Annotated in this window: 21 protein-coding genes; 3 read left to right on the top strand and 18 right to left on the bottom strand. The window is 59.7% G+C overall.

Annotation, left to right across the window (positions count from 1 at the left end):
- Positions 1-36: 36 nt before the first annotated feature.
- From EDD75_RS07410 to EDD75_RS07385, 6 genes are all read right to left on the bottom strand, one after another.
- A complete protein-coding gene (locus EDD75_RS07410; RefSeq protein WP_123930243.1) occupies positions 37-774 on the bottom strand; it encodes a DUF421 domain-containing protein in 738 nt (245 codons plus the stop codon).
- Positions 775-1,118: 344 nt separating this feature from the next.
- A complete protein-coding gene (locus EDD75_RS07405; protein ID WP_245963102.1) occupies positions 1,119-2,045 on the bottom strand; it encodes an NAD-dependent epimerase/dehydratase family protein in 927 nt (308 codons plus the stop codon).
- A complete protein-coding gene (galU, locus tag EDD75_RS07400) occupies positions 2,042-2,914 on the bottom strand; it encodes a UTP--glucose-1-phosphate uridylyltransferase GalU (RefSeq protein WP_123930240.1) in 873 nt (290 codons plus the stop codon). The genes EDD75_RS07405 and galU overlap by 4 nt, the downstream gene beginning before the upstream one ends.
- A 34-nt stretch (positions 2,915-2,948) precedes the next feature.
- Complete coding sequence (locus tag EDD75_RS07395; RefSeq protein ID WP_123930237.1) at positions 2,949-4,034, bottom strand: MraY family glycosyltransferase; 1,086 nt, start codon at positions 4,032-4,034, stop codon at positions 2,949-2,951.
- Positions 4,035-4,073: 39 nt separating this feature from the next.
- Positions 4,074-4,517 carry a 3-hydroxyacyl-ACP dehydratase FabZ gene (fabZ, locus tag EDD75_RS07390; RefSeq protein WP_123930234.1) on the bottom strand — a complete coding sequence of 148 codons (444 nt, stop codon included), beginning with the start codon at positions 4,515-4,517 and terminating at the stop codon, positions 4,074-4,076.
- Between the two features lie 12 nt (positions 4,518-4,529).
- On the bottom strand, positions 4,530-5,759 hold the full coding sequence (locus tag EDD75_RS07385; RefSeq protein WP_211328126.1) for an LCP family protein: 1,230 nt from the start codon (positions 5,757-5,759) through the stop codon (positions 4,530-4,532).
- A gap of 84 nt (positions 5,760-5,843) precedes the next feature.
- Between EDD75_RS07385 and EDD75_RS07380 the strand changes: the two genes are divergently transcribed.
- Positions 5,844-6,347 (top strand): DUF4330 domain-containing protein, encoded by a 504-nt coding sequence (locus tag EDD75_RS07380; protein WP_123930232.1) that lies wholly within the window; start codon positions 5,844-5,846, stop codon positions 6,345-6,347.
- Positions 6,348-6,406: 59 nt separating this feature from the next.
- Here EDD75_RS07380 and EDD75_RS07375 read toward each other — a convergent pair whose 3' ends face one another.
- Genes EDD75_RS07375 through EDD75_RS07365 form a run of 3 tightly spaced genes read right to left on the bottom strand, consistent with a single transcriptional unit; the run spans position 6,407 to position 10,003 of the window.
- Positions 6,407-7,711 (bottom strand): nucleotide sugar dehydrogenase, encoded by a 1,305-nt coding sequence (locus EDD75_RS07375; RefSeq protein WP_123930229.1) that lies wholly within the window; start codon positions 7,709-7,711, stop codon positions 6,407-6,409.
- 1 nt (position 7,712) lies between these two features.
- Positions 7,713-8,891 (bottom strand): glycosyltransferase, encoded by a 1,179-nt coding sequence (locus EDD75_RS07370; protein WP_123930226.1) that lies wholly within the window; start codon positions 8,889-8,891, stop codon positions 7,713-7,715.
- Positions 8,891-10,003, bottom strand: a complete 1,113-nt coding sequence (locus EDD75_RS07365; protein WP_170157756.1) for a glycosyltransferase — start codon at positions 10,001-10,003, stop codon at positions 8,891-8,893. Before EDD75_RS07365 ends, EDD75_RS07370 begins: the two co-directional genes overlap by 1 nt.
- A 175-nt stretch (positions 10,004-10,178) precedes the next feature.
- On the opposite strand from EDD75_RS07365, the gene EDD75_RS07360 reads away from it, so the two are divergent.
- Positions 10,179-11,654, top strand: a complete 1,476-nt coding sequence (locus tag EDD75_RS07360) for an O-antigen ligase family protein (protein WP_123930223.1) — start codon at positions 10,179-10,181, stop codon at positions 11,652-11,654.
- Between the two features lie 102 nt (positions 11,655-11,756).
- On the opposite strand, the gene csaB is transcribed toward EDD75_RS07360, so the two are convergent.
- The 8 genes from csaB to EDD75_RS07320 form a co-directional block, all read right to left on the bottom strand.
- Entirely contained in the window at positions 11,757-12,908 is a 1,152-nt protein-coding gene (gene csaB, locus EDD75_RS07355; RefSeq protein ID WP_211328125.1) for a polysaccharide pyruvyl transferase CsaB, read from the bottom strand.
- Positions 12,905-13,639: a WecB/TagA/CpsF family glycosyltransferase gene (locus EDD75_RS07350; RefSeq protein WP_123930221.1), complete on the bottom strand. Its 735-nt coding sequence runs from the start codon at positions 13,637-13,639 to the stop codon at positions 12,905-12,907. Before EDD75_RS07350 ends, csaB begins: the two co-directional genes overlap by 4 nt.
- Positions 13,640-13,730: 91 nt before the next feature.
- On the bottom strand, positions 13,731-15,338 hold the full coding sequence (locus EDD75_RS07345; protein ID WP_245963101.1) for a DHA2 family efflux MFS transporter permease subunit: 1,608 nt from the start codon (positions 15,336-15,338) through the stop codon (positions 13,731-13,733).
- Positions 15,339-15,377: 39 nt separating this feature from the next.
- Entirely contained in the window at positions 15,378-16,040 is a 663-nt protein-coding gene (locus tag EDD75_RS07340; protein WP_211328124.1) for an HlyD family secretion protein, read from the bottom strand.
- Between the two features lie 48 nt (positions 16,041-16,088).
- Entirely contained in the window at positions 16,089-17,123 is a 1,035-nt protein-coding gene (locus EDD75_RS07335; RefSeq protein WP_170157755.1) for an efflux RND transporter periplasmic adaptor subunit, read from the bottom strand.
- Positions 17,120-17,632, bottom strand: coding sequence for a MarR family winged helix-turn-helix transcriptional regulator (locus EDD75_RS07330; RefSeq protein WP_123930215.1), 513 nt, complete (start codon positions 17,630-17,632; stop codon positions 17,120-17,122). The genes EDD75_RS07335 and EDD75_RS07330 overlap by 4 nt, the downstream gene beginning before the upstream one ends.
- A 188-nt stretch (positions 17,633-17,820) precedes the next feature.
- A complete protein-coding gene (cyoE, locus tag EDD75_RS07325; RefSeq protein ID WP_123930212.1) occupies positions 17,821-18,729 on the bottom strand; it encodes a heme o synthase in 909 nt (302 codons plus the stop codon).
- 102 nt (positions 18,730-18,831) lie between these two features.
- Positions 18,832-19,089, bottom strand: coding sequence for a hypothetical protein (locus EDD75_RS07320; protein ID WP_123930209.1), 258 nt, complete (start codon positions 19,087-19,089; stop codon positions 18,832-18,834).
- 224 nt (positions 19,090-19,313) lie between these two features.
- On the opposite strand from EDD75_RS07320, the gene EDD75_RS07315 reads away from it, so the two are divergent.
- On the top strand, positions 19,314-19,859 hold the full coding sequence (locus EDD75_RS07315) for a HEAT repeat domain-containing protein (protein ID WP_123930206.1): 546 nt from the start codon (positions 19,314-19,316) through the stop codon (positions 19,857-19,859).
- Positions 19,860-20,040: 181 nt separating this feature from the next.
- On the opposite strand, the gene ypeB is transcribed toward EDD75_RS07315, so the two are convergent.
- Entirely contained in the window at positions 20,041-21,405 is a 1,365-nt protein-coding gene (gene ypeB, locus EDD75_RS07310) for a germination protein YpeB (RefSeq protein ID WP_123930203.1), read from the bottom strand.
- Positions 21,406-21,420 lie beyond the last annotated feature (15 nt).

The following is a 21,420-nucleotide window of genomic DNA, read 5'->3' as shown; positions in this document are numbered from 1 at the left end:
TAAAAAATCCTGCTCCTAACCACAGCTTTCAGGCCCTTACTGCCCCATTTTCCCGGGTAGCTTGTCGCTGATGTCCGTGAGATGCTCGAGCTCGTCCTGCTTCTTGTCCACGTAGAGCTTACCCTCCGTGTCCAGCCCCGCGTAGAGCACATCCTTCAGGGAATAAATCCCCTGTTTTTCCAGCTCTTTGAGCAGCCATTCTTCGGTAAGGTTGTTTTGTTTGAGGTTCTGCTTAATAATCACCCCGTCCACAACAAGCTCGGAGGGTACCCCTTCGTATTTGGTGGCGATGCCCAGATCGGAAGGCGTGACGGGCCGCTTGTCCGACTTAGGCAGGATGCTTAAGGACCCGTTCGGTTCCGCAACCGCGAACTCGACGTCGGCGATGTTGAAATAGCCCTTCTCGCGTAGCTGCATCATCAGGTCGTCGACGTTATACCGCATCCGCCGCATATTACGCTCGAGGATCTTTCCGTTATGCACGACGACCGTCGGCTCGTCGCCTAAAATCTTCCGCGCTGGGCGGTATTTGAGACCCAGCCACTGCGTCAAGATTGTCAGCGTGGTGAAGACGATAAGTCCCAGAGCGTAGTACCAAGGGCTCGTCTTGATATCGGTTGCTAAGCTTGCCGCAATAGAACCGATAACGATCCCGTTGACGTAGTCGGAGATGGTCAATTGCCCCACCTGCGACTTTCCCACCAGCCGCGTAACCAGGACCACCCCTGCAAAGGCACCGAGGGCCCGCAGGAGAATTTCCAAGAACGGGTTCATAAGCGCACCCCCGCAGTTTTCGTCTCATCGCTATTAAAATTCGCCTCTACGGAAAGCCTTATGCAAAGCGCCCGCCGGTAAAGGAAAACGCCCCGCTACCGACTGAACCGGAGCGAAAATGGCAATAATTAACATAGGCCCGCCAAGGCCGGCAGACGCCCACATTTCCGGAGGGTAAAAATGCGGCTTCAAGAAAGGCTTGCCACAGAGGAACGGATACTCCGGGCCTATCTGCGCATTCTGCAGCGAAAGCGCGCCCGGGCGAAAAAAAAAGCAAAAGAAAAGGGGCCGTCCAGGCCGCCCCGTTAAATTTCCTTAAGGGCTGCATCATTTACGGCAACCCGTTATCCGCCGCCGGGAGCGCCAAAAGCAGCGTAGGTTTCGCGTAAGCCCGTGGGCAGGTCGTAGCGCGGCGCCCACAAGAGCGCCTCTTTGGCCCGCTCGTTGCTCAGGACACTGTGGCGGATATCGCCAGGGCGCGAGGCTTTGTAAACCGGGGCCAATTCTTTCCCCGCAGCCTGCAGGAGCAACCGGCAGAGGTCGTGCACGGAAGTCGCCCGACCGGTGCTGATGTTAAGGACTTCCCCCGCCCCGCGCGTAAGCGACGCAACAACTGCCGCCGCCACATCCGCAACGTAGATAAAGTCCCGGGTCTGCCCGCCGTCCCCGTGAATTTCCGGCGGTTCGCCGCGCCGGAGCCTCCGGCAGAAAATGGCGACCACGCCCCCCTCCCCCGCGCTGTCCTGGCCTGGGCCGTAGACGTTCGCCAGGCGGAGCACCACCCCCTCGATGCCGTAAAGCCGCTGGTAAGTCCAGAGGTAAACTTCGGCGGCGTACTTGGAAGCACCGTAAGGGGAAAGGGGCCGAATCGGGTGGTTTTCGTCCACCGGGAGGTATGCCGGGTCACCGTAAACGGCAGCCGAAGAGGCGTAGACGACGCGCCGGACTCCGGCTTTTCGCCCGCACTCCAATACGTTTACCGTACCCGTAATGTTAACCGTGGCGTCGAAACACGGGTCCGTGAGCGAGCGCGGCGCCACCGCCTGCGCTGCAAGGTGGACCACCACTTCGGGGCGTTCCACGTGAAACACTTCGGCGAGGGCTGGCGTAGTGATGTCAATCTGGTAGAAAGGCACCCCCGGCGGCAGGTTCTCGCGGCAGCCGGTGCTCAGGTTGTCAACCACGGCGACCGCAGTGCCGGATGATAAAAGGGTCGCCACCACGTGCGACCCGATAAAGCCAGCTCCCCCGGTAACCAGTACGCGCATCATCTCTGCCCCGCAAAAAGATTTTCCAGGTAGGCGCGAAAGGCGGGACCCAGGTCCTCCCGCTCCAGCGCCATCTCCACCGTCGCCTTGAGATAGCCGAGCTTATCCCCGGCATCGTAACGTTTGCCGCGGAAGGCGTAGGCAAAAACCTTATCCTCAAAGGCCAGCACCCGAAGGGCATCGGTAAGCTGAATCTCCCCACCGGCACCCGGAGGCGTCTCGGCCAGGATGTCGAACACACGGGGGGAGATAATGTAGCGGCCGGTGATGCCCCACCGGGAAGGCGCCTCCTCTGGCTTCGGTTTTTCAACGAGATCATGAACCGCGAATACGCGCGGTCTGATCTCTTCCCCGTTAATAACGCCGTAACGGGAAACCTCCTTCAAGGGCACCCGTTCCACGGCCACGACCGTTGCCTGAACCTCTGCAAAAAGTTCCAGCATCTGCGCAAGGCACGGCTTTTCCCCCCTGACAATATCATCCCCCAAAAGCACCGCGAAAGGTTCATTACCGACAAAACTCCGCGCGCAAAGGACCGCGTGGCCCAGACCCCGTGGCTCGCACTGCCGGACGTAGTGGATATTCGCCATTTTCGCAATCTGCCTGATTTCCCGGAGCCATTCCTCTTTCCCGCGTTCCCGCAGGTAGGCCTCGAGCTCAAGACAGCAGTCGAAGTGGTCCTCTATCGCCCGCTTACCCCGCCCGGTAACGATCAAAATGTCCTCGATCCCGGAATCGACAATCTCCTCAACGATATACTGGATGATGGGACGGTCGATCAAGGGAAGCATCTCTTTGGGCTGGGCCTTGGTAGCCGGAAGGAAACGGGTGCCGAGACCTGCCGCCGGGATTACGGCTTTTCTTACCTTCATACCACTCCCCCTTCACAGATCATTGCTGCCTGGCTTAAAAGCCAACGCTTCGCTCACCGGCCTTTTCTTTCAAGGCCGGGAACTGACGTACCCGCCAGCGGTAACCGACAATCCCGCACCGCGTCGCCAAAATGACGAACGCGGTAGCAACCGCGAGGAGAAGGATTGCCGCCTGGACCAAAGTGAGGCGGGTAAGCAGAATGGCACTCAGACCGAGGATAGCGCTTACGGTGTAAACGACCAGGACCGCCCCCCGGTGGCTAAGTCCGATAGCTAACAACCGGTGGTGCAGGTGCTCGCGGTCCGGCCGAAAAATATGGCGGCCGTTCTTGTAGCGCCGCAGGATCGCAAAGAGGGTGTCTAAGAGCGGTATCCCCAGGATGACCGCCGGGGTGATGAGAGTCACCGCAGTCGCCGTCTTCGCCACGCCGATTATCGCCCCGCAGGAAAGGATAAAACCGATGAGCATGGCGCCGCAATCGCCTAAAAAAATCCGCGCCGGGTGAAAATTAAAGGGGAGAAAGGCTATAAGACTCGCGGCTAAGACCAGCGCCGGCAGAACCGCAATCTTGTCTCCGGCAAGCGCAGCCACCGAGGCAAGGGTAAGGGCGCCGATGGCGCCGATGCCAGCGGCCAGTCCGTCAAGACCGTCAACAAGGTTGACAGCGTTGGTCACCGCTACGATCCAGAAAACCGTAAGCGGTGCGCCCCAGAAGCCGAGGTGGAGCAAAAGTCCCTTATGTAGAGGATGGGTAACAAAAGCGATGCCGATGCCGAAAGGGAGAACCGCAAGGGCGGCCAGAATCTGCCCGGCAAGTTTTAACCGGGGGCTCAAGCCCCGCGCGTCATCAACCACGCCGAGAAGAAAAATGAGCGTGCCGCCAACCAAGAGACCAAGGTAACGCGAAGGCAGCCCTTCAATCAGCGCCAATAGCAAAAACCCGGCAAGGAAACCAAGATACACCGCCAATCCGCCGAGGCGAGGCGTCGGGCGAGAATGAATCTTGCGCCCACCGGGCTCGTCGATGGCACCTATCCGTTGCGCCAGGCGCACCGCCACCGGAACCGTCAGGCCGGTAACCGCAGCCGCAGTCACCGGCACGAAAAGCGCATAGTGCAATGTTTCTCTCCCCCCAAAAAGTTGCCGCCTTCTGCCGTTTTATTCCTGCGGCGCAAGCAACCTTTCACCTGCAGCGAAGATCAGCTCCGCCTCCGCCGCGAGTTCTTCGCCTACCCAGGCCCGCCCCCTCGCCTTACCCACTGCTGCCTTCAGCTTCAAAATCTCTACCTCGAGGCGCAGCGTGTCTCCCGGAAGCACGGGGCGCTTGAAGCGCGCCCCGTCAATCCCCGCAAAAAGCGGGACCCGACCCCGGTAAGCTTCCAGGGTAAGCACCGCCACCGCGGCAACCTGGGCCAGCGCTTCGATAATAAGCACTCCCGGCATCACCGGGTATCCCGGAAAATGCCCCGGGAAGAAAAACTCGTTAGCGGTTATGTTCTTAATGCCTACCGCGCGCTTACCCGGTTCGAGCTCCGTAATCCGGTCGACAAAGAGAAAAGGATAACGGTGGGGCAGAACCCCTTCGATCTCTTTTAAATCCAAAAACAGAACCCCCTACTGAGCGTTATAGGTCCCCTCATATACCGTGGCTGCCGTCCCAGCCCCAGACGGGCTCGCTGCGGGCGGCGACCCGCTCGTCTGGGCGGGAGCTGGCGTGGAATCGACCGGAGGCTGTCCGTCGCCGGACCCGGGCACGATCACCACCTCCGGCGCCGCTACCGTACCGTAAGTTTCCTCCGTCACCGTAGCGTAACTGCCGTCAATGACCGTGTCCCCCGTATAGACCTTCTGTACCACCTGAGTTTTCTCTCTGGGCTTGACCGCCTGAGTAATCATGACGCCTGACGGCGTCTCCTTCACGAACTGCGTGATCGGCTCTCCGCTTAAGAGCTGGGCTACCGCTTTTTTCGCCTCCTCCGGGTCCACATGCCAGTACGGGTCACCGGCAAAATAACCCGGAAGCGTTCCGCTTACCACCGTGACTCCTTCCATCTCCCGCGCCATCCGCGCTAAAGCGAGCATCTGGTCAAGGGGCAAGTTGGTGTAAATACAGTCCTTGATCTTGGGGATCAAAACCGGCAGGCGGACAAGATTGCGCGGCTTCATCATCTCCTCCACCACCGCGCGCAGGAACTTCTGCTGCCGCCCGACCCGGCTGATATCCCCAAGCGCGTCGCTCCGGTAGCGCACGTACATTAACGCCTTCCTGCCGTCGAGCCGCTGCACTCCTTTACGGAGGTTGATCGTGAAGCGCCCGCCCTTTTCCGGGTCATAGTGGTACATGTTTTTTTCCACGTCAAGCGTAACGCCGCCCAGGGCATCGACCAGATCGACAAACCCTTCGTAATTGGTAACGAGGTAATAATCGACCGGCTGACCAATCAGATCGGAAACCACTCGCGTGGTGAGCTCCGGTCCCCCGTAGAGCATCGCCGTATTGATCCGCTCCCGTCCGTGGCCCGGAATGTCAACTAGGGTGTCGCGCGGTATCGAGAGGAGGGCCAGTTGCTTCTTTTCCGGGTCGGCGCTCACAAAGATGATCGAGTCACTCCGGGCACGCGTCTCGCCGTTACGGGCGTCAGAGCCGAGCAGGAGGAAGTTGAGACGTTGTCCGGCCGCCCTCGCCTGCCCGCCGCGGTCTTCCCCCAAACCTCCCTTGTCCGAACCGGCAGAATAAGTCATCGCCGCGTACCCGATCCCGGCTGCCAGGCAGAATACCAGAATAATTGCCGCCAGCCAGCGGGGCTGCCGCCATTTTTTTACTCCCGGTTTATTCTGGGCCACAATTTCTCCCCCAAAAAACTCGTTGACGATCTTCGCCTTACCCTTTATAAATTATAAAAGATGAGCCCAAAAAGGAGGCCCTTCATGCGCCTGTTAGACGAAAAAGGTAAAATTTTCGGTTTAGTCAACGTCATCGACGCCACCGTAATCCTGGTCGTGCTTCTGATTATCGCCGGGGCAGTATACAAACTTCTCCTCCCAAAAACCTACACGCCGCCCACGGAGGTTCAGTTCGTCGTTCGCGTCCCCGCCCTCCCGCCCGAAAGCGCCCGCATGGTCAAGGTGGGCGACCGGATGGTTGCCGGCGCTAACTATGTTCCGGTAACGGTTAAGCACGTAACCGTCGAACCGGCCTTTTCCACCGAAACGGATGCCGCCGGCCGGAAGGTTGCGGCCCGCGACCCCTATTTCAAAGACCTGGTGGTCACCCTTGAGGGAAGCATCCCCATCACTACCGCCCAGATCAAGCTTGGCAACCAGGAAATCCGGGCAGGGCGTGACTATTTCCTTAAATCGCTTACCTACGAATTCAAAGGCACTATCATTAAAGTAACACTTATTCCTTCCCAGGACAAGCCGGCACCGTAAAATTTTTACGTTTTGCCCGCTTTTAGTCATTTGCTGTCGCTTAGCATCGCGCTTCGCGCCTAAAGCGGCACAATCCGCACCGGCAGTTCCCGAGCCGCGGGATGCGGGTAAGCGTTTTTAGCATCCACGACAAACGGGCCGGCCCCATCCAGGAAACGGGCGAAAACCGTGGGGTCTTCCGGCGGCAAACCCTGCTGTCGCGCCAGGATAACGGCCCCGTGCGCCCCGTCAAGCGCCTTTTCCAGCGAATCAACTTGAAACGGGTAAGTCGGCGGCACGACCGGGTCGAAAGCACGAACCATCACCCCGCTCTCCTGTAGCGCCTCCGCCACTTTGACCGCGGGGGAAAAACGGCAGTCGCTGGAATAGTCCTTCATCGCCAGGCCCAGCACGGCCACCCGCGCCTGCGCTGGCGGCACGGGCAGGAGCCGCAGGACCATGTCCGCCACCCGCCGGGGCATCGCATCATTCACCCGGCGCGCCGCCGGCATAAGTTCCAGCTGTAAGCCAGCCTTACGCGCGGCGGGTGCCAGGTAATGGTAGGCGTTCGGGAGGCAGTAGCCGCCCACGCCGGGCCCCGGCTGCAGCAGTTTCACCCGCTTATGCGTGTTAGCCAGCCGTACCACCTCAAAGACGTTGAGCCCAAGTGCTTGCGTAACCGTACTCAGCTCGTTTACCAGGGCGATATTCACATCCCGGGAAATGTTTTCGATAAGCTTGGCGACCTCGGCCGCCTCGAAGGAAGAGGCCGGGATGATTTCGGCGCGCGTGATGAGACCAATAAGCCCTGCCGCCTCTTCCAGGCTCTCCTGATTGATGCCGCTCACCACCACCGGCATCGTGACAAACTCCTCAAAAGCCCGGCCTTCCGCAATCCGCTCCGGCGCGTAACCTAAGTAAAAGTCGCGGCCCGCCTGAAGTCCGCTTTTTTCCAGGAGCGGCTTCACAACCTCCCGCATCATGCCCGGAACGAGGGTGCTGCGCACTAAGACAAGGTCTCCCGGCTTGAGCCCCTGCGCGATACTCTCCAGGCAAGCTACAAGCGGACCGGGGTCGGGTTGCCCCGCTACCACCGGGAGCCCCACAGTAACGATGATGTCCCGGACATTTTCCAACGCCTCGCGGGGATCGGTGGTCGCCTTGAAAGAGCCCCTGGCCAGTTCCCGGCGGAGGATCTCTTGGATGGGGATGCCCCTGTACCGTTCCTGGTGGTAGGTGATACCGCTATTAATCTCTTCGACTAAAGCGGCGTTCACGTCTACCCCGGTCACTTTGCAGTTGGCGAGCGTAAAACAGAGCGAGAGGGGCAGGCCCACGAACCCCAGCCCAAAAACGGCGATTTCCCTGAAGTACTGCTCCGACATCCTAACCCTGCTCCTTTTCTGCAAGTGCTTCCGCAATCTTTTCTTCCATGAAGGCCGCCCGCGCCTCCCAGGAGTGCTCCCGGGCCCGCAGCAGCCGCTCTCTTTGCCGCGCCTCGTTTTCTATGGCGAGCGTTTCTTCCACCGCTCGCACAAACCCTGGCCCGTCCTTCGCTATCGCCACAATATCGGCGAACTCCCGGACTGCTGGCATATCCGTGCTTACCACCGGACGCCCCGAAGCGAGGTACTCGTAAAATTTGAGCGGGCTCACGTTCGCCGTCAGGGCGCTCGGCCGAAAAACGTTGAGACAGACGTCACAGCCCTTGAGGTAGTTCGGCAGCGCCTCTTTTGGCTTTCTCCCGAGCAAAAAAACGTTAGGCATCTGGTCGAGCCCGTGCAGTCGAACACCGGGCGCCACGGGACCAATGAGGATCAGGGACCAGTCCGGCCGCTCCCGCGCCACGTAAGCGAGGAGCGCGGTGTCCACCCATTCCTGGATGACGCCTACAAAGCAGAGGCGGGGCCGCGGCAAACGCTCAATTTCCTCGGGCACCACCGTCGCCGGGGCCGCCGCCTTACTGAAATGCACCACGTCGGCCGCATTCGGAAGGTAATAAATGCGCCGGGCGTAATCTTTCCGCCGTTCGTAAAGACCGGGCGCGGTAACGAAAGTGACGTCGGTGCGCTGGAGAAGCTCCTTTTCTTGCTCCCAGACCGCTTCTTCCCGCACCAGCCCCTTATACGCCCCGTGTTCGTCGACACAGTCGTAAACGAGGAGTTTATGCTCGATCAAGCGCGCCAGAGTAGCGGTTCCCGGCAGGTAGGTCCAAAGAATGGGCCGCTTCATCCCGAGCCGCCGCACGGCCTGCCGCAGCCAGAAGGCCAGCCAGTACTGGTTCACCCTGGCCACCAGCGGGTAAAGGTTGCCGAAAGGGAGAACCACCGGCGGGTGAAAGAGAAAGATATTCGGCCGCGGCCGCCCGGCAAACCAGCCCCACGGACGCCACTTGCGCCAGAAAGAAGGATCCTTCAGCGGCGAAATAAGCGTCCCCGGCGGCTCAACGTAAAGGATCCGGTTCGAAGGGTCGAGCCGGGACATGATCTGCTGCTTCCGCGTCCAGATCGGATCCCAGTCAACCGAAGAAACACAGATGATTTCCTGGTTCCTTAATTGCGCCATCAGGATTTCAAAACCCTCCGGTAAACCGCCAGTGTCTCCGCCGCCATCCGCCGGGCGGAAAATTCGCGCTCCACAAGCTCCCGCCCGCGCGTAGCCATCGCCCGCGCCGCAGCAGGATCATCCAGCACCCGGCAGATGCCTGCCGCAAGCGCCCCGGCATCTGCCGGCGGTACCAGGATGCCCGTCTCCCCTTCCCGGATCACCTCCGGCAAGCCCCCCACCCGGGTAGCTACTACGGGCGTCCCGCTCAGGAAGGCTTCCAGGACGGTAAGGGGCAGCCCTTCCGAAAGGGAAGCCAGGACGAGAAGGGTAAACTCGCCATAATGTTTTCGGATGTCCGCAACAAAACCCGTGAATAAGACTTTCCCCGATAATCCCAGTTTCGCTACCAGGCTCTCAAGGCTGGCACGCTCAGGCCCCGAGCCGACGACCAAAAAGCGCGCCTGCGGGTACCGCTCCAGGACTTGCGCGGCCGCGGCGATAAAATAATGGTGCCCCTTCACCCGGTGGAGTCGTCCTACCGCTGCGATCAGCGGCACATCTTTAGGAAGGGAGAAGCGCTCCCGCAACGTTGCTTCCATCCCCGCATCCCCGGCAGCTGGTGCGATGCCGTTATAAACCACACTTACTTTCTCGCGGGGTACCCCCTCCTTTTCCAGGGCGGCAGCCAAGAAAGCCGAAACGGCGATGAAATGGTCCGTCATTCCCCGCGTATACCGCTCGCAAAGCGAGTTTAACAACCGGCTCACCGGATGCGGGTAATCGAGGGAAAGGAGACTGTGTACCGTGGAAACTACCGGCAAACCGGTTCCGCGCGCCGCCAGGCGGCCCAAAAAATTGGCCCGCACCCCGTGCGTGTGAAGGATATCGTAGCCCGAAAGGATTTCACGCAGCTTCCGGACGATGGTGAGGTCGAGCTTGCTGCGCATCGGCAGGACGGTTACCTTCATTCCCTCCGCCCGCGCCAAGGGCGCAAAGGGCACCGGGAAGAGGCAGGCCGCCTCGAGAAGAACTTCCCGGGGATCAAACGCCTTAAAAAGGGTTAATATGTGCCGTTCGGCACCCCCGAACTCCCCTCCCCCGATAACGTGCAGCACCTTTATCTGCCGCAAAAGATCCTGTCCTCCCACAAGCCGTCGCGAAGCTAACTTCGGATACCGGCGATTTGCAGCAACAGCGCTATGTTAATGCCTTGGCTGATTTTGCAATGGTCGCCGCAATTTTCCGTATCTTAGCCGGTGGCTTTGCTCGACCACAAACCTTATAATATCATTTAGCAAAAGAAAAATGGAGGTTTTATTTCTGGTAAGCGCACAAGATTTAACCGCCACAAGCATTCTCTGTCAGTTTCTCCGCAAAATCCGGGCGGCATGGGCCCACAGCCGCATCTGCCGGTGGTTACACAGTGAACCTTTCTGGCTTGGCGCCACGCCCTCTTTACTCGCTAGCGGCTTTCCGGCAGCCTTGCGCCGGCCGGCACAGCCTCTGGCGGCAGCAAGCCGGGCCACCGTGAGGGAGAGCCGCTTGCTCGCCCTGGCCGCAGAAAAAGCCTGGCTGCTGCTTTTTGCGGCTACCGCCTATCCCCTAATCGATTTCGCCCTGCGCCGCGGCGGCGACCCCGGGGGCCTGGCGGGCACCTGGGATGAGATCCTCCTCTTCCTGGGACTTCTCCTCATAGCCGGACGCCTCTTTTACCGCGGGATTGGTGCCTGGCGCTCCTCCGAGCTCGGGCTGCCGCTCTATCTTTTCTGCGGTACCTTCATTTTCCTGGCCCTCATCCGTTCCCCCGAGACCGGCGTTGCGGTCGAGGGGGCCCGCGTCTATCTCGAATACGTTCTTTGGTTCCTTGTGGCGCTTAACCTCCCGGACCGAACCGGTCAGGTCAGAACCCTTACCGCCTTTTTCGTCGCCACCTGCACCGTCATCGCGCTTTACGGCATCGGGCAGTACATCGCCGGCGTCCCCGTACCCCAGAGCTGGATCGATCAGGCGGAGGCAGGTGTTAGGACTCGCGCTTTCTCGGTTATCGGCAGCCCCAACGTCCTGGGCTCCCTCCTTGCGCTGGTCCTACCGCTTGCGTGCGCCGGTTTTTTCACCGCTGGCTCCCGGGCTTCCCGCGCCGGTTACGCCGCAGCCAGCGCCGCTGTTGCCGTCTGCCTCCTCGTAACCTTCTCGCGCGGCGCTTGGCTTGCCGCTTTTCTTGGGCTTGTGCTCTTCGCGGCGATGACGCGGCCCGCGCTGCTCGCGCTCTTAGCCACAGCCGCGCTCGCCGCACCGGCAGTCTCCCCAGGCATTGCCGGGCGCCTTCTCTACCTTTTTTCCTCCGGCTACCTCGTCTCCAGCCAGCGCTCCGGGCGCATCGCCCGCTGGCAGGCGGCTTTAGATAAGCTCTGGCAGCACCCGCTTACGGGCGAAGGACTCGGCCGTTTTGGCGGTGCCGTCGCTGCGCGCGCCATTCCCGGGAGCTTTTATGTCGATAATTTTTACCTCAAAACGGCAGCCGAAACCGGCCTTATCGGCCTGGGAGCACTTTTCTTCCTGCTCGTCTCCGCCTGGCGTGCCGGCTACCGCGCCTGCGCCGCCGTGGTAACTCCCGCCGAGAAAACGCTTGCCGCCGCTTTACTTAGCGGCCTTACCGCCGTGCTCCTCCATAATCTCGTGGAAAACATCTTCGAAACGCCGCTGATGAGCACCCTCTTTTGGGTGTTCCTCGGCTTCCTTTTAGCCCTCCCGCGCCTTGCCGCAGAGCAGGCGCCAAAATGACCGGCAGCCCCCGGCGTTCCTGCACCCCCGATCCTTTTGCAGCGAGCCCCCCAGCGGTCACCGGGATAACAGCAGCGCCCCTTCAGGGCCGCAAAAGGGATGCTACCGGGACATAAGCGCCGCCACCAGATCGGCATTCTCTTCCGCCAGCGCCTTAAGCTCACTTACCCGCGCGGCAAGACCGCACGTCACATCCCGCGCGCACAAATCCTCCACCGCCTCCACCAGTTTCGCCGGCGTCACCTCGTCGGTGCTGATTGCCGGTAAACCTGCTGCCGCCATGAAGCGTGCCACTTTCGGGTCGTAACTCAATCCCACGGCAGGCACGCCCGCAAGCGTGGCGAAAATCAAAAAATGGAGCCGCATACCGATGCCCAAGTTGAGCCGGCCGGCAATAGCCATCAGGTCATGAAAACCCTCGATTTTCAGCAGCCGGGGTGCGCCGCCAAGCTCCTCTCGGAGTGCCGCGAGTACCCTGTAATCGTCGGGATGAAGGGGGAGCAGGACCGCTTGCCAGCCCTCGGCCATCAACCTTGCGACCGCCTGCGCCACCGCGGGCAGCACCCTTTCCACCCGGGGCCAGCGGCGCAGCGAGATACCGACCAGCGGTGCCATGCCAATGCCAGCAGCGCCCAGCAATTCTTTCCCGCGGGCGGCAGCGCTCTCGGGAATGGTAAGCCCAAGCACGGGATCGGCGGTGACGTGGACCGGGCGCTTGACACCTAAAGAGCGCAGCTCTTGCAAGGAGCCGGGGTCACGTACCGTCACCAAGTCGGCCAGTTCGACTACTTTTTTGACTAAAATCCGGCTGATCCGGCGGTTGAGCGGCCCGATGCCCTGCCCGTAAAGGCAGATCTTCTTTCCCCGCAGCCAAGCCATAAGGACGATCGCGGCGTAATAAAAGACGCTTTGGGGGCTGGTCACGTCCTGAAAGAGACTCCCCCCGCCGCTCAACAGCAGGTCGGCGTCCCCTAGCTCCCGCCAAATGAGCGCAAAATCCCGGCGGTCGACAGCCCGCACCCCAAAATCCCGGGCCGTTGCGGCAGGCTGCTGGGACAGGACCACCAACTCGACAGCCGGTACCCGCCTGCGGAGCTGCGAGACGATGGCGAAAAGCATCGCCTCGTCGCCGCAGTTCCCAAAGCCGTAATATCCTGAGATAACCACCTTGGGCACCTTGCTACCCCTTTGCTCTGCCTCTACCAGCCGCCGCAGCGCCGCTTTCCTCCACCGGAGGAACCGTTTACGGCTCAAGGATTTCCCTTCACCGCCCGGAGAACAAGCAGGGCGAAACGTGGCAGGACAAGCATCCTGCGCCAGCGGTGCGGCTCGTAAAAAAGGCGGCCGAGCCATTCTAAGCCCCAGCGCTGCATCCACGCCGGCGCTCGTTTGGTGCGGCCGCTCAACACGTCAAAGCTCCCGCCAACACCCATCGCCACAACGTTGCCAAGTTGCTGGCGGTACTTGTAAATCCAGCGTTCCTGCTTGGGGGCACCCAGCCCCACAAACAAAAGCTGCGGGGCCGCCGCTTTAATCTTTTCCAAAACCATAGCTTCTTCGTCTGCGGTAAAATAGCCGTGGTGCTCCCCCGCAATCATAAGCCCCGGATATTCTGCTTTCAAGCGGCTGGCCGCGGCGGCCGCCACCCCGGGCTGCCCCCCCAAAAAGAAGACCCGCCACCCCTCTGCCGCCGCCCGGTCGCAGAGGGCCACCAGCAGGTCGATTCCGGTGACTCGCTCCGGCAGGCTATAGCCGTGGACTGAAGCCGCCCAAACGATTCCCACCCCATCCGCCGTAACCAGGGAAGCTTCGCGGGCAATCGCCAGGAGGTCAGGCTCTCTCTGGGCCCGGTAAAGGTATTCCGGGTTGAGCGTCACCACCTGGTGCGTTCCGCCGCGGGCGATCAGTTCACTTACCCGCGCGACGGCCGCCGCTACGGTAACCGCATCAACCGGGGCGCCAAGAATGTTTATGCGTTGCGTCATACTTTATAGTTTTTCGCCACGAATTGGGGCGCTTCCTGCCGCGCCGCTCTCCTATGTTTATTCCGCCTGGGCCCAAGTATCGCTACGGTTCCTATACCTCCGTGACCATTGCAGGAGGCCCCCCACCATCTCTGTCTCCCAACTCTGCCGCCGCTGCTTGCCGTGCAAGATCGATGCGGCCCTTGGTAAAAACAAAGGCCAGCGGTAGGGCCATAAGCGCTATAACCGTAGCCACCAAGAAGGCATCCCCCACCGCCAGCGTAGCCGCCTGCTTTTGGATCGCCCCCTGCAACAAGCCTTCAGTGGCCGGCCGCGCCGCCGCCAGACCCAAAAGCGCTCCCACCTTGCCCGCCACCTGCGAGTAATAAAAGTAGCCTAACGGCGCCAGATGGCTTACCCCCTCCGCTAACCGCTCGCCGTGAAAAACCATCCGGTTTTCAAAGACGTAGGTGACCAAGGAAATCCCGAAAGATGCCGCTACCTGCCGAATTACATTCATCAAAGCCGAGGCCTGCCCGGTAAAACGTGGGGGCACAGCATTCATCCCTGCCGTCATCAAGGGCATCATCGCCAGGCCCAGACCAAGACCGCGAACAGAAAGCAGGAGCTGCAAATACTGCACCGGCATATCCACCGTTACGTGGCGCAAGGTGTACGTAGTAAGCGAAATAAGTGCTAAACCCAAAATCCCGGGGAGGGCCGCCCCTACACGATCAAAGAGTTTTCCAGCCAGAGGCATCATCAGCCCGCTAGCCAAAGCGGCAGGCATCAGAATCAAGCCCGTCTGCGTCGGTGAATAGCCCTGAACCTGCTGCGTGAAGAGAGGGGTGAGAAAAACACCCAAAAAAAGGGCTACCGACACGAGGCTCGAGGTAACTAAAGCCAGCGAAAAAATCCCGTTCCGCAAAAGGCGTACGTCGATCACCGGCTCCGGAACGCTCAGCTCCCAGAAAAAGAAAAGCAGAAAACCAAAGAATGCTGCTACCAGAAGTGTAACCGTACTCTGCGCGCTCCATCCCCAATCTTGCCCTTTATCCAGAGCAAGGAGAAGCAAGAAGCAGGAAACTGAGCTTAAGAGAAGCCCCAAAACATCTAATTTCCGGTCAGCAATCTGTTCCGTTTCGGTTAAGAAGAAGGCAGAAACCAGGACGGTCAAAAGGCCCACCGGAAGGTTAATATAGAAGATTAAGCGCCAGGAAAAATTGTCTACCAGGTAACCCCCGAGCGTAGGACCAATCGCCGGAGCGAGGGTCATGGTCACGCCCCAAAGACTCATCGCTAACCCGATCTTCTCGCGGGGCCAAATCTGGTAAACAATCGCCATACTCAGCGGAATCACCATCCCGCCGCCGATAGCCTGAAGCGCCCGCGCCACGATGAGCGAATTCACGTTCCACGCCAGACCGCAAAGCATTGAGCTCAGGGTAAAGAGGCCGATACAAAAAAGATACATCCGCTTGTAACCGAACCGGTCACCCAAATAACCCGTGGCGGGGATCACCATGCCGCCGACCAAGAGGTAAACCGTCAGCACCCACTGTATTTGGCTGGTGGTAGCGTTGAAGACCGCCATCATCCGCGGCAGCGCCACGTTGACGATGGTTCCGTCCAAAACCCCCATAAAGGTTCCCAAAATGAGGCCGAAAAGGGCCATCAGGGGAAGGTGCGCCGCTTCTCCAAGCCCTGCTTCTCTCAGCAAACCCTCTCCCTCCTTCCGGGCCAGCGCAACTTAAAGAACTCAATCCCGCAGGTGAATCGATACTACCGCACTCTGCCCCACCTTAAACGGCGCGCCAGAGCAATCCTCGATCTCGATTTTCACCGGCACCCGCTGGGCTACCTTGATAAAGCTCCCACTTGTACTTCTGGTTGGGAGAAGCGAGAAAGTAGAGGCTACAGCTTCCTGAACCGCAACCACCTGGCCCTGAAAAACCCGGCCGGGAATTCCGTCAACCGTAAAAGTGACGCGCTGGCCGCACTTAACCTTGTTAATCTTCTTTTCTTCCACGTTGGCGGTGAGGAAGAGACTCTCCGGGTCTACCAGCATCACTGCCGGCTGTCCCGCACCCACTACTTCGCCCGGTTGAGTTAAGACCTTTAAGACAACGCCTCCGACCGGGGCCTTGACCAGGGTAAGCTCCTGATTGCCCCCGGGGGGCAAGGCGGCGTCGTCAACACGCGCCAGGATTGCGCCGCTATCAACCTTATCGCCCTCTTTGACGTTCACCTCCAACACCTTTCCGGCAACCTGGGGTCCTAATTTAAACACCGTCCCGTCAATGTAAGCGTCTTCGGTGCGGACAAAATAGGCATTCGTGTACCAGTAGTAAAAGGTTACGCCAGCCAAGGAAAGAACCATCAGGAAAAGGACCGCAAAAAACGCTTTTTTGGTGCGCGCCAAAGTAGCTCCCCCCAATTTCTCCTGTTTAGCGAACCTCCACGCCGCCAGCTACGCCTTAGAACCAGCTTTTGCCTGCGGCGGAAAACTCACGGTGGCAAACATTCCGGGCTTAAGCGGGTGGCCGGGATTTTTCAGCCGCACCTTCACAAGAAAGGTCTTGGTTCGGGAGTCTGCAGCAGGGCTTATACTGGCCACCTCGCCTGTAAACGGCGTGGCCCGCACCGCTTCCACCCCAACTTTTACTTCTTGACCAACCCTCAACCGGCTTACAACCCGTTCCGGAACCCCTACCTCGACGTAAACAGTATCGATGTCAACTAAAGTCAGCGCCGGTACCTGCGGCGAGGCAAGCTCCCCGGGGTCCACATTCCGCGCCGCAACAATGCCGTTAATCGGCGCCACAACCTGGGTGTTGGCCGCGTTAGTCTTTGCCGCCGCCAAGGCCGCCCGCGCCTGTTCTACCTGGGCCGGCGCCACCCTTTCTTTCTGGTCTACCGCCTGCCGGTAGGCCGTTTCTGCCGTTTTCAAGGCCCCTGCAGCATTAACGTACGGCTGTTCAAACCGGCTTTCGAAATCGGCCGGGGAAATTGCCTCTGCCGCCAAAAGCGCTTTCCCCCGCTCATAATTTGCCAGCGCCAAGCGGTAATTTTCCTGCGCTTGCTCAAGCGCCGCCTGGGCCCGCTCCACCCCGAGCGCCGCTTGGTTGAGCCCCGCTTCGGCAACTTTTACCGCCGCCTCCGCCTGGCGCACTGCCGCGTCAATCTCTGCCGCTTCTAGCCGTAGCACCACCTGCCCGGCCCGAACCACATCACCTACATCCACCGCAACCGCAGCTACCCTCCCGGGAATTTTCGGGGCCAGCGTCACCTCTTCCCCGGCCACCACCTTACCCGCGAAAACCTGCCCGTAGTCCAGGGAAACCGCCGCTTGCGGCGCCTTCTTTACTGGTTTTACCGCTTCCGTCCGGTCCCCGCTGCACCCCGCATTACCCCCCAACAGGCTAACGCAAAAAAGCAGTCCAACCACCCACCACCGCGCTTTGGCAAGCAACCTGCCCAGGTAAAATGCGCTCCCGCGTTTCATTTCCGCTCCTCCCCTTCCCATCCTTCCTCCGTAAGCTTCACCCGAACCCGGTCCATGATGCTGATTAACGTTTCTACTTCCCTCTCGTCGAGACTCCCGAAATAGCGGCAAAAAACCTCACCGCGCACCGCCTCCACCGCCGCAAAGACCCTTTTCCCCTCCGGCGACAGTGCCAACCACACCACCCGGCGGTCCCGTTCGTCCCGCTGCCGGGTAACCCAGCCTGCACGCGCGAGCTTCTTGGCCAGTGTCGTCACGGCTGCCAGCGTCACCCCGAGATCCGCCGCCACCTCCGAAACGGTCGCCTGCCCGCGCTCCTCTACTGCCCGCAGGAAATAGTACGCCCCGCCGCCCGCAGCCGCCAGGAGGGGGATTCGCCTGCCTCCCGCAGCTTCGGGAGACCATTCGCTACCCTCCCCGGCTCTGGCGAGCAGCGCCTTATACAGGCGCCGGGCGAAGAGCCGCATCACTTCTTCCATCATCTCCCGACACCGTTTTAAATCCGCCATCACACCCCTCCAGTGATAATTAAATTATTTAACTATTTTTTATACCAAAAAAGCAGCCAGTGCGTCAAGAAAAACGCCCCGAAAAAGATGGGTATTTACGGCGGCAAACTGGCGCGAAAATATAGGGGCAAAGCCGCCCGGTTAGGTGGAGTACCCTAGGTAGGGGGCAACGGCACGGTGCCCGGCAGCTACCGGAGCCAGGTGTCGAGAAGCATCCCGAAGAAAAGGAGGAAAAGATAAGGGCTGGAGAACTTGAAGAGGCGCCAGGCGTTCGCCTGCGTCGGCCGGAAGTAGATATAAACACTCAGAACAAGGGTTACGGCACCGAGGATGAAGGCTGTAGCCCAATAAATTATCCCCCAGTTCCCTATGTAGCCGATCCAGAGAGAAAGCACGACCATAAGCAAAACCGTAAGCAAAAGGCAGTGCAGCGCCTTCGCTATGTCGGTCACTACTGGAAGCATGGGCACCCTCACCCGGGCATAGTCGTCCCGGTAAAAGATGGCGAGACTCCAGATATGGTTAGGGATCCAGAGAACGACCAGCGCCGCCATCAGGACGGGCAGAAGCTCAATGCGCCCGGTTACCGCCACCCACCCGAAAAGCGCCGGCAGGCCGCCCGAAAAACCGCCAAGGATGATGTTCCACGCGCTTTTACGCTTGAGCCATAGGCTGTAGATGCCAACATAACCTATCATCCCACCACACAGGCAAAGGCACGCCACCGGATTGAGCCGCCAGCCAAGAACGAGTGACAGCGCAAAAAGAAAGAGCCCCCAGTAAAGCGCCTTTACCGGTGGGCTTATCCTGCCCGAGGGGATGGGCCGCCGGCAGGTGCGGAGCATGGCGGCATCGAGATCCCGGTCCACGTAACAGCTCACCGCGTTCGCCCCTGCACAGGCGAGGGTCACCGCGGCCAGCGCGGTCAGGACCTGGATTCCTGTAGCCCCTGTTTTGTGCGCCGCCACCAGCAGCGGCACTACCGCCGTGAAAACCAGCAAAAAAACCGAGCGGGGCTTTGTTACCTCGACGTAGGCCTTTATCCTCTCCCACCGGCCAATCACGCCCGCCGTTGCTGGAAGCGTCCCTCCGGCCATACCAGACACCTCACGATCATTAAACCTCGCCTAATTTAGCACCAACCACGTTTCCGGTAAAAAGTTAATGCGAGCTTATTTACGTGTTTAGGATAAAGCCTTTTACCAGGAGTCGTTATTTAAGCGCCAGAGTTTAAGCCGGCCGCCAGTAAACTGACCGAGGAAGAAGGCGCCAACCAGCACCGGGTAGGAAACCGGCATGAACCCGATACCCGAAAGGATACGGAGCAAAACCACTACTGGAATCGGTAGGTGGATCGCCAGTGCCCAGCGCCAAGAGTACTTAGGGACGCTTGTCCGCCAATAGCCAAAAGGAATATTTAGGAGAAAAACAACTAGCGCTAGCTCCGTTAGCGGCACCCTTCTCCTCCCCCTATTTCAGCTATGTCTAAATTATAATTAACATCCGAAATTTTCACAAGATTCAATGCGGCTCTTACCCTGATAAACCCTAAAAGCTGCCCGGGACCGCCGCCATGGTCTTCCCAAAATATTTTTGCCATCCCGCAGGCTGCAATCTTGAATTTTCTCTTCCGGCAACGTTATAATTGATTTAACCAACTACATTTAAAGGAGGCCAGGCGATGGCGGACAAAGGAGAGGTGGACGCCCTCATACGGACACTCCGGAATAAAAACGAAGACTGGCAGGCCAGGGCGATAGCTGCGGCCATGCTGGGAAACGCCGGTGACGCCAAGGCGGTGGACGCCCTCATCGAAGCGCTCAAGGACCCTGATAACGACGTCCGGAAAAGGGCGGCGGAGGCGTTAGGAAAGATCGGCGATGCCAAAGCCGTAGACGCGCTTATCGCGGCGCTCAAAGATCCAGAGGGCGAAGTCCGCTGGCGGGCGGCCCAGGCCCTCGGGACGATCGGGGATCCGAAGGCTGTGGACCCATTGATTCAGGTGCTTCTCGATGAGTACTGGCTCGTGCGGCACCACGCGGCCGAAGCCCTTGGCAACCTCGGCGATTCTAAAGCAGTCAAGCCTTTGCTCCGGGCCATGAAGGACGAGCACTGGTCGGTGCGGCATGTTCAGGCTACTATCGCCAGCGCATTGCAGCGCCTCGAAGAAACAAAGGCGGCAAAGCCGGTGTTACAGACAATCGCCGAAAAGGTGCTCATGTCTTGAAGTTGCGGCGGGCAGAATTTTTGCCGGCCGCAGTTTTCCTGCCGGAAGGGTATAAGGATTTATAGCCGCTTCGCTGCAGCCACACAATCAGCCACCCAGGCCATAAGAAAACCGGGGTGTAGGTAGCCCCGGTTTTGTCTTTTTCCTCGCGTAGGATGGCCACACTTGTCAGGTTCTTACCCTACATAACAAGCGTACCTGCCGTAGAAGTGATCAACTTGAGCACCTTAACCTCCTCGCCGTTTGCCGCGTCGAGATAAATGAGAAAGGTGTTCGGGCCTACCGTTCCCCGGAACTCGTAGGTGAGCTTCTCTTCACCCGCATCGGTAGGGATCAGCGCCAGGCGCCCCTTTTCTACTTTTAAGTGGGGACTAAGGAACGAGCGCGCTTGCTCGAGGGTGAGGGAGGGACGGAAAGCCTGCCGCGGGTGGTGGGCCATCAGGTAAGGGGTGGCATCGAGCCCCACCACTTGGCCGTTATCGAGCGCTACCGTAACCTTTACCATATCGGGATAGACCACTACACCGTCTTCTTCCCCCACAAAATTGAAGGTAACCATCCCGTTCCGGCGGATGCTATAGGAAAGACGCATCTTCGGGAAACCGAGCCTATCGAGATAATGCGCCGCCCGCTCCTCGGCCGCCGCAAGATCGACCCGCGCACCGCCAATATCCCGGCCCAAAAGCATCAGAACCGGGTGTCCGCCCTTCCTGCTAATAAGGCAGGTTGCCTTCTCGTCCGCTCCCGGACGGCTACCCGTAACCTCCACCCGGTAGGACTCAATGCGCCCCTTCACCGTGCCGGTTGTTTTTGCGCTGTAAGCCGTCCCACGCACCCGGTCGATGACGGCAAGGGCACGCTTTTCCGCATCGGCGGCCGAAATCACGCTACCCGTAAGCCCCAACGGCTTCTTCCGCTCCATATGGTCGGAAAAGGGCCCGTCGTAGATGAGCGTCGGATAAGTCTGCATTTCCCGGTTAATCGCCCGGAAATCGGCGTGCGCCTGGGGCAGGGATACCTGGGCGACGCCCCGCTTCGCAGCAGCGGTCCGGGTGATTTCCCAGAAATAGGCGCCGTTAGTGGCCACCCGGGCCTCCATCCGGTGCAGCTCCCGGTTGAGCACAGCGGCCTGGTCGTAAAGCCGCCGTAGCCGTTCCCAATGGTCGCGGGTAACAGGGGCCCCCGTTCCCGCACGCCTGACCAGTGTGTTGGCGTAATCCGCCACCTGGGTCAAAAACTTCGCCGTACGCGCCGTAAGCTCTGTAGAAATGGGAAGCTGTCCGAGGTTCGCCTGAGCCGCCATCGCCTGCTGCCAGACGGAAGAAAAAACGGCACCCGCCTGTTCCCGCCCGTTCACCACAAGGCTCTTGGAGAGGAGTACCTCCAGGTTCTGGGTGTTGGTTAGCAGTTCGTAGAAGGCCCGCTGGTAGCGCGCGTTGAGATCGAGTTCCATAGCCCGCCGCAGCGTGTACTGGTTGTAGCCCCAGGCCGCTATGGCCACAGCGATGATCCCGGTTAAGAAAAGTGTCAATGAGTTAACCCGCATCCTTCCTTCCCTCCG

Origin of the sequence: Thermodesulfitimonas autotrophica, from assembly GCF_003815015.1 — a bacterium.
In the GTDB taxonomy this organism is placed as follows: domain Bacteria; phylum Bacillota; class Desulfotomaculia; order Desulfotomaculales; family Ammonificaceae; genus Thermodesulfitimonas; species Thermodesulfitimonas autotrophica.
This window is presented reverse-complemented; position numbering and strand designations above follow the sequence as displayed.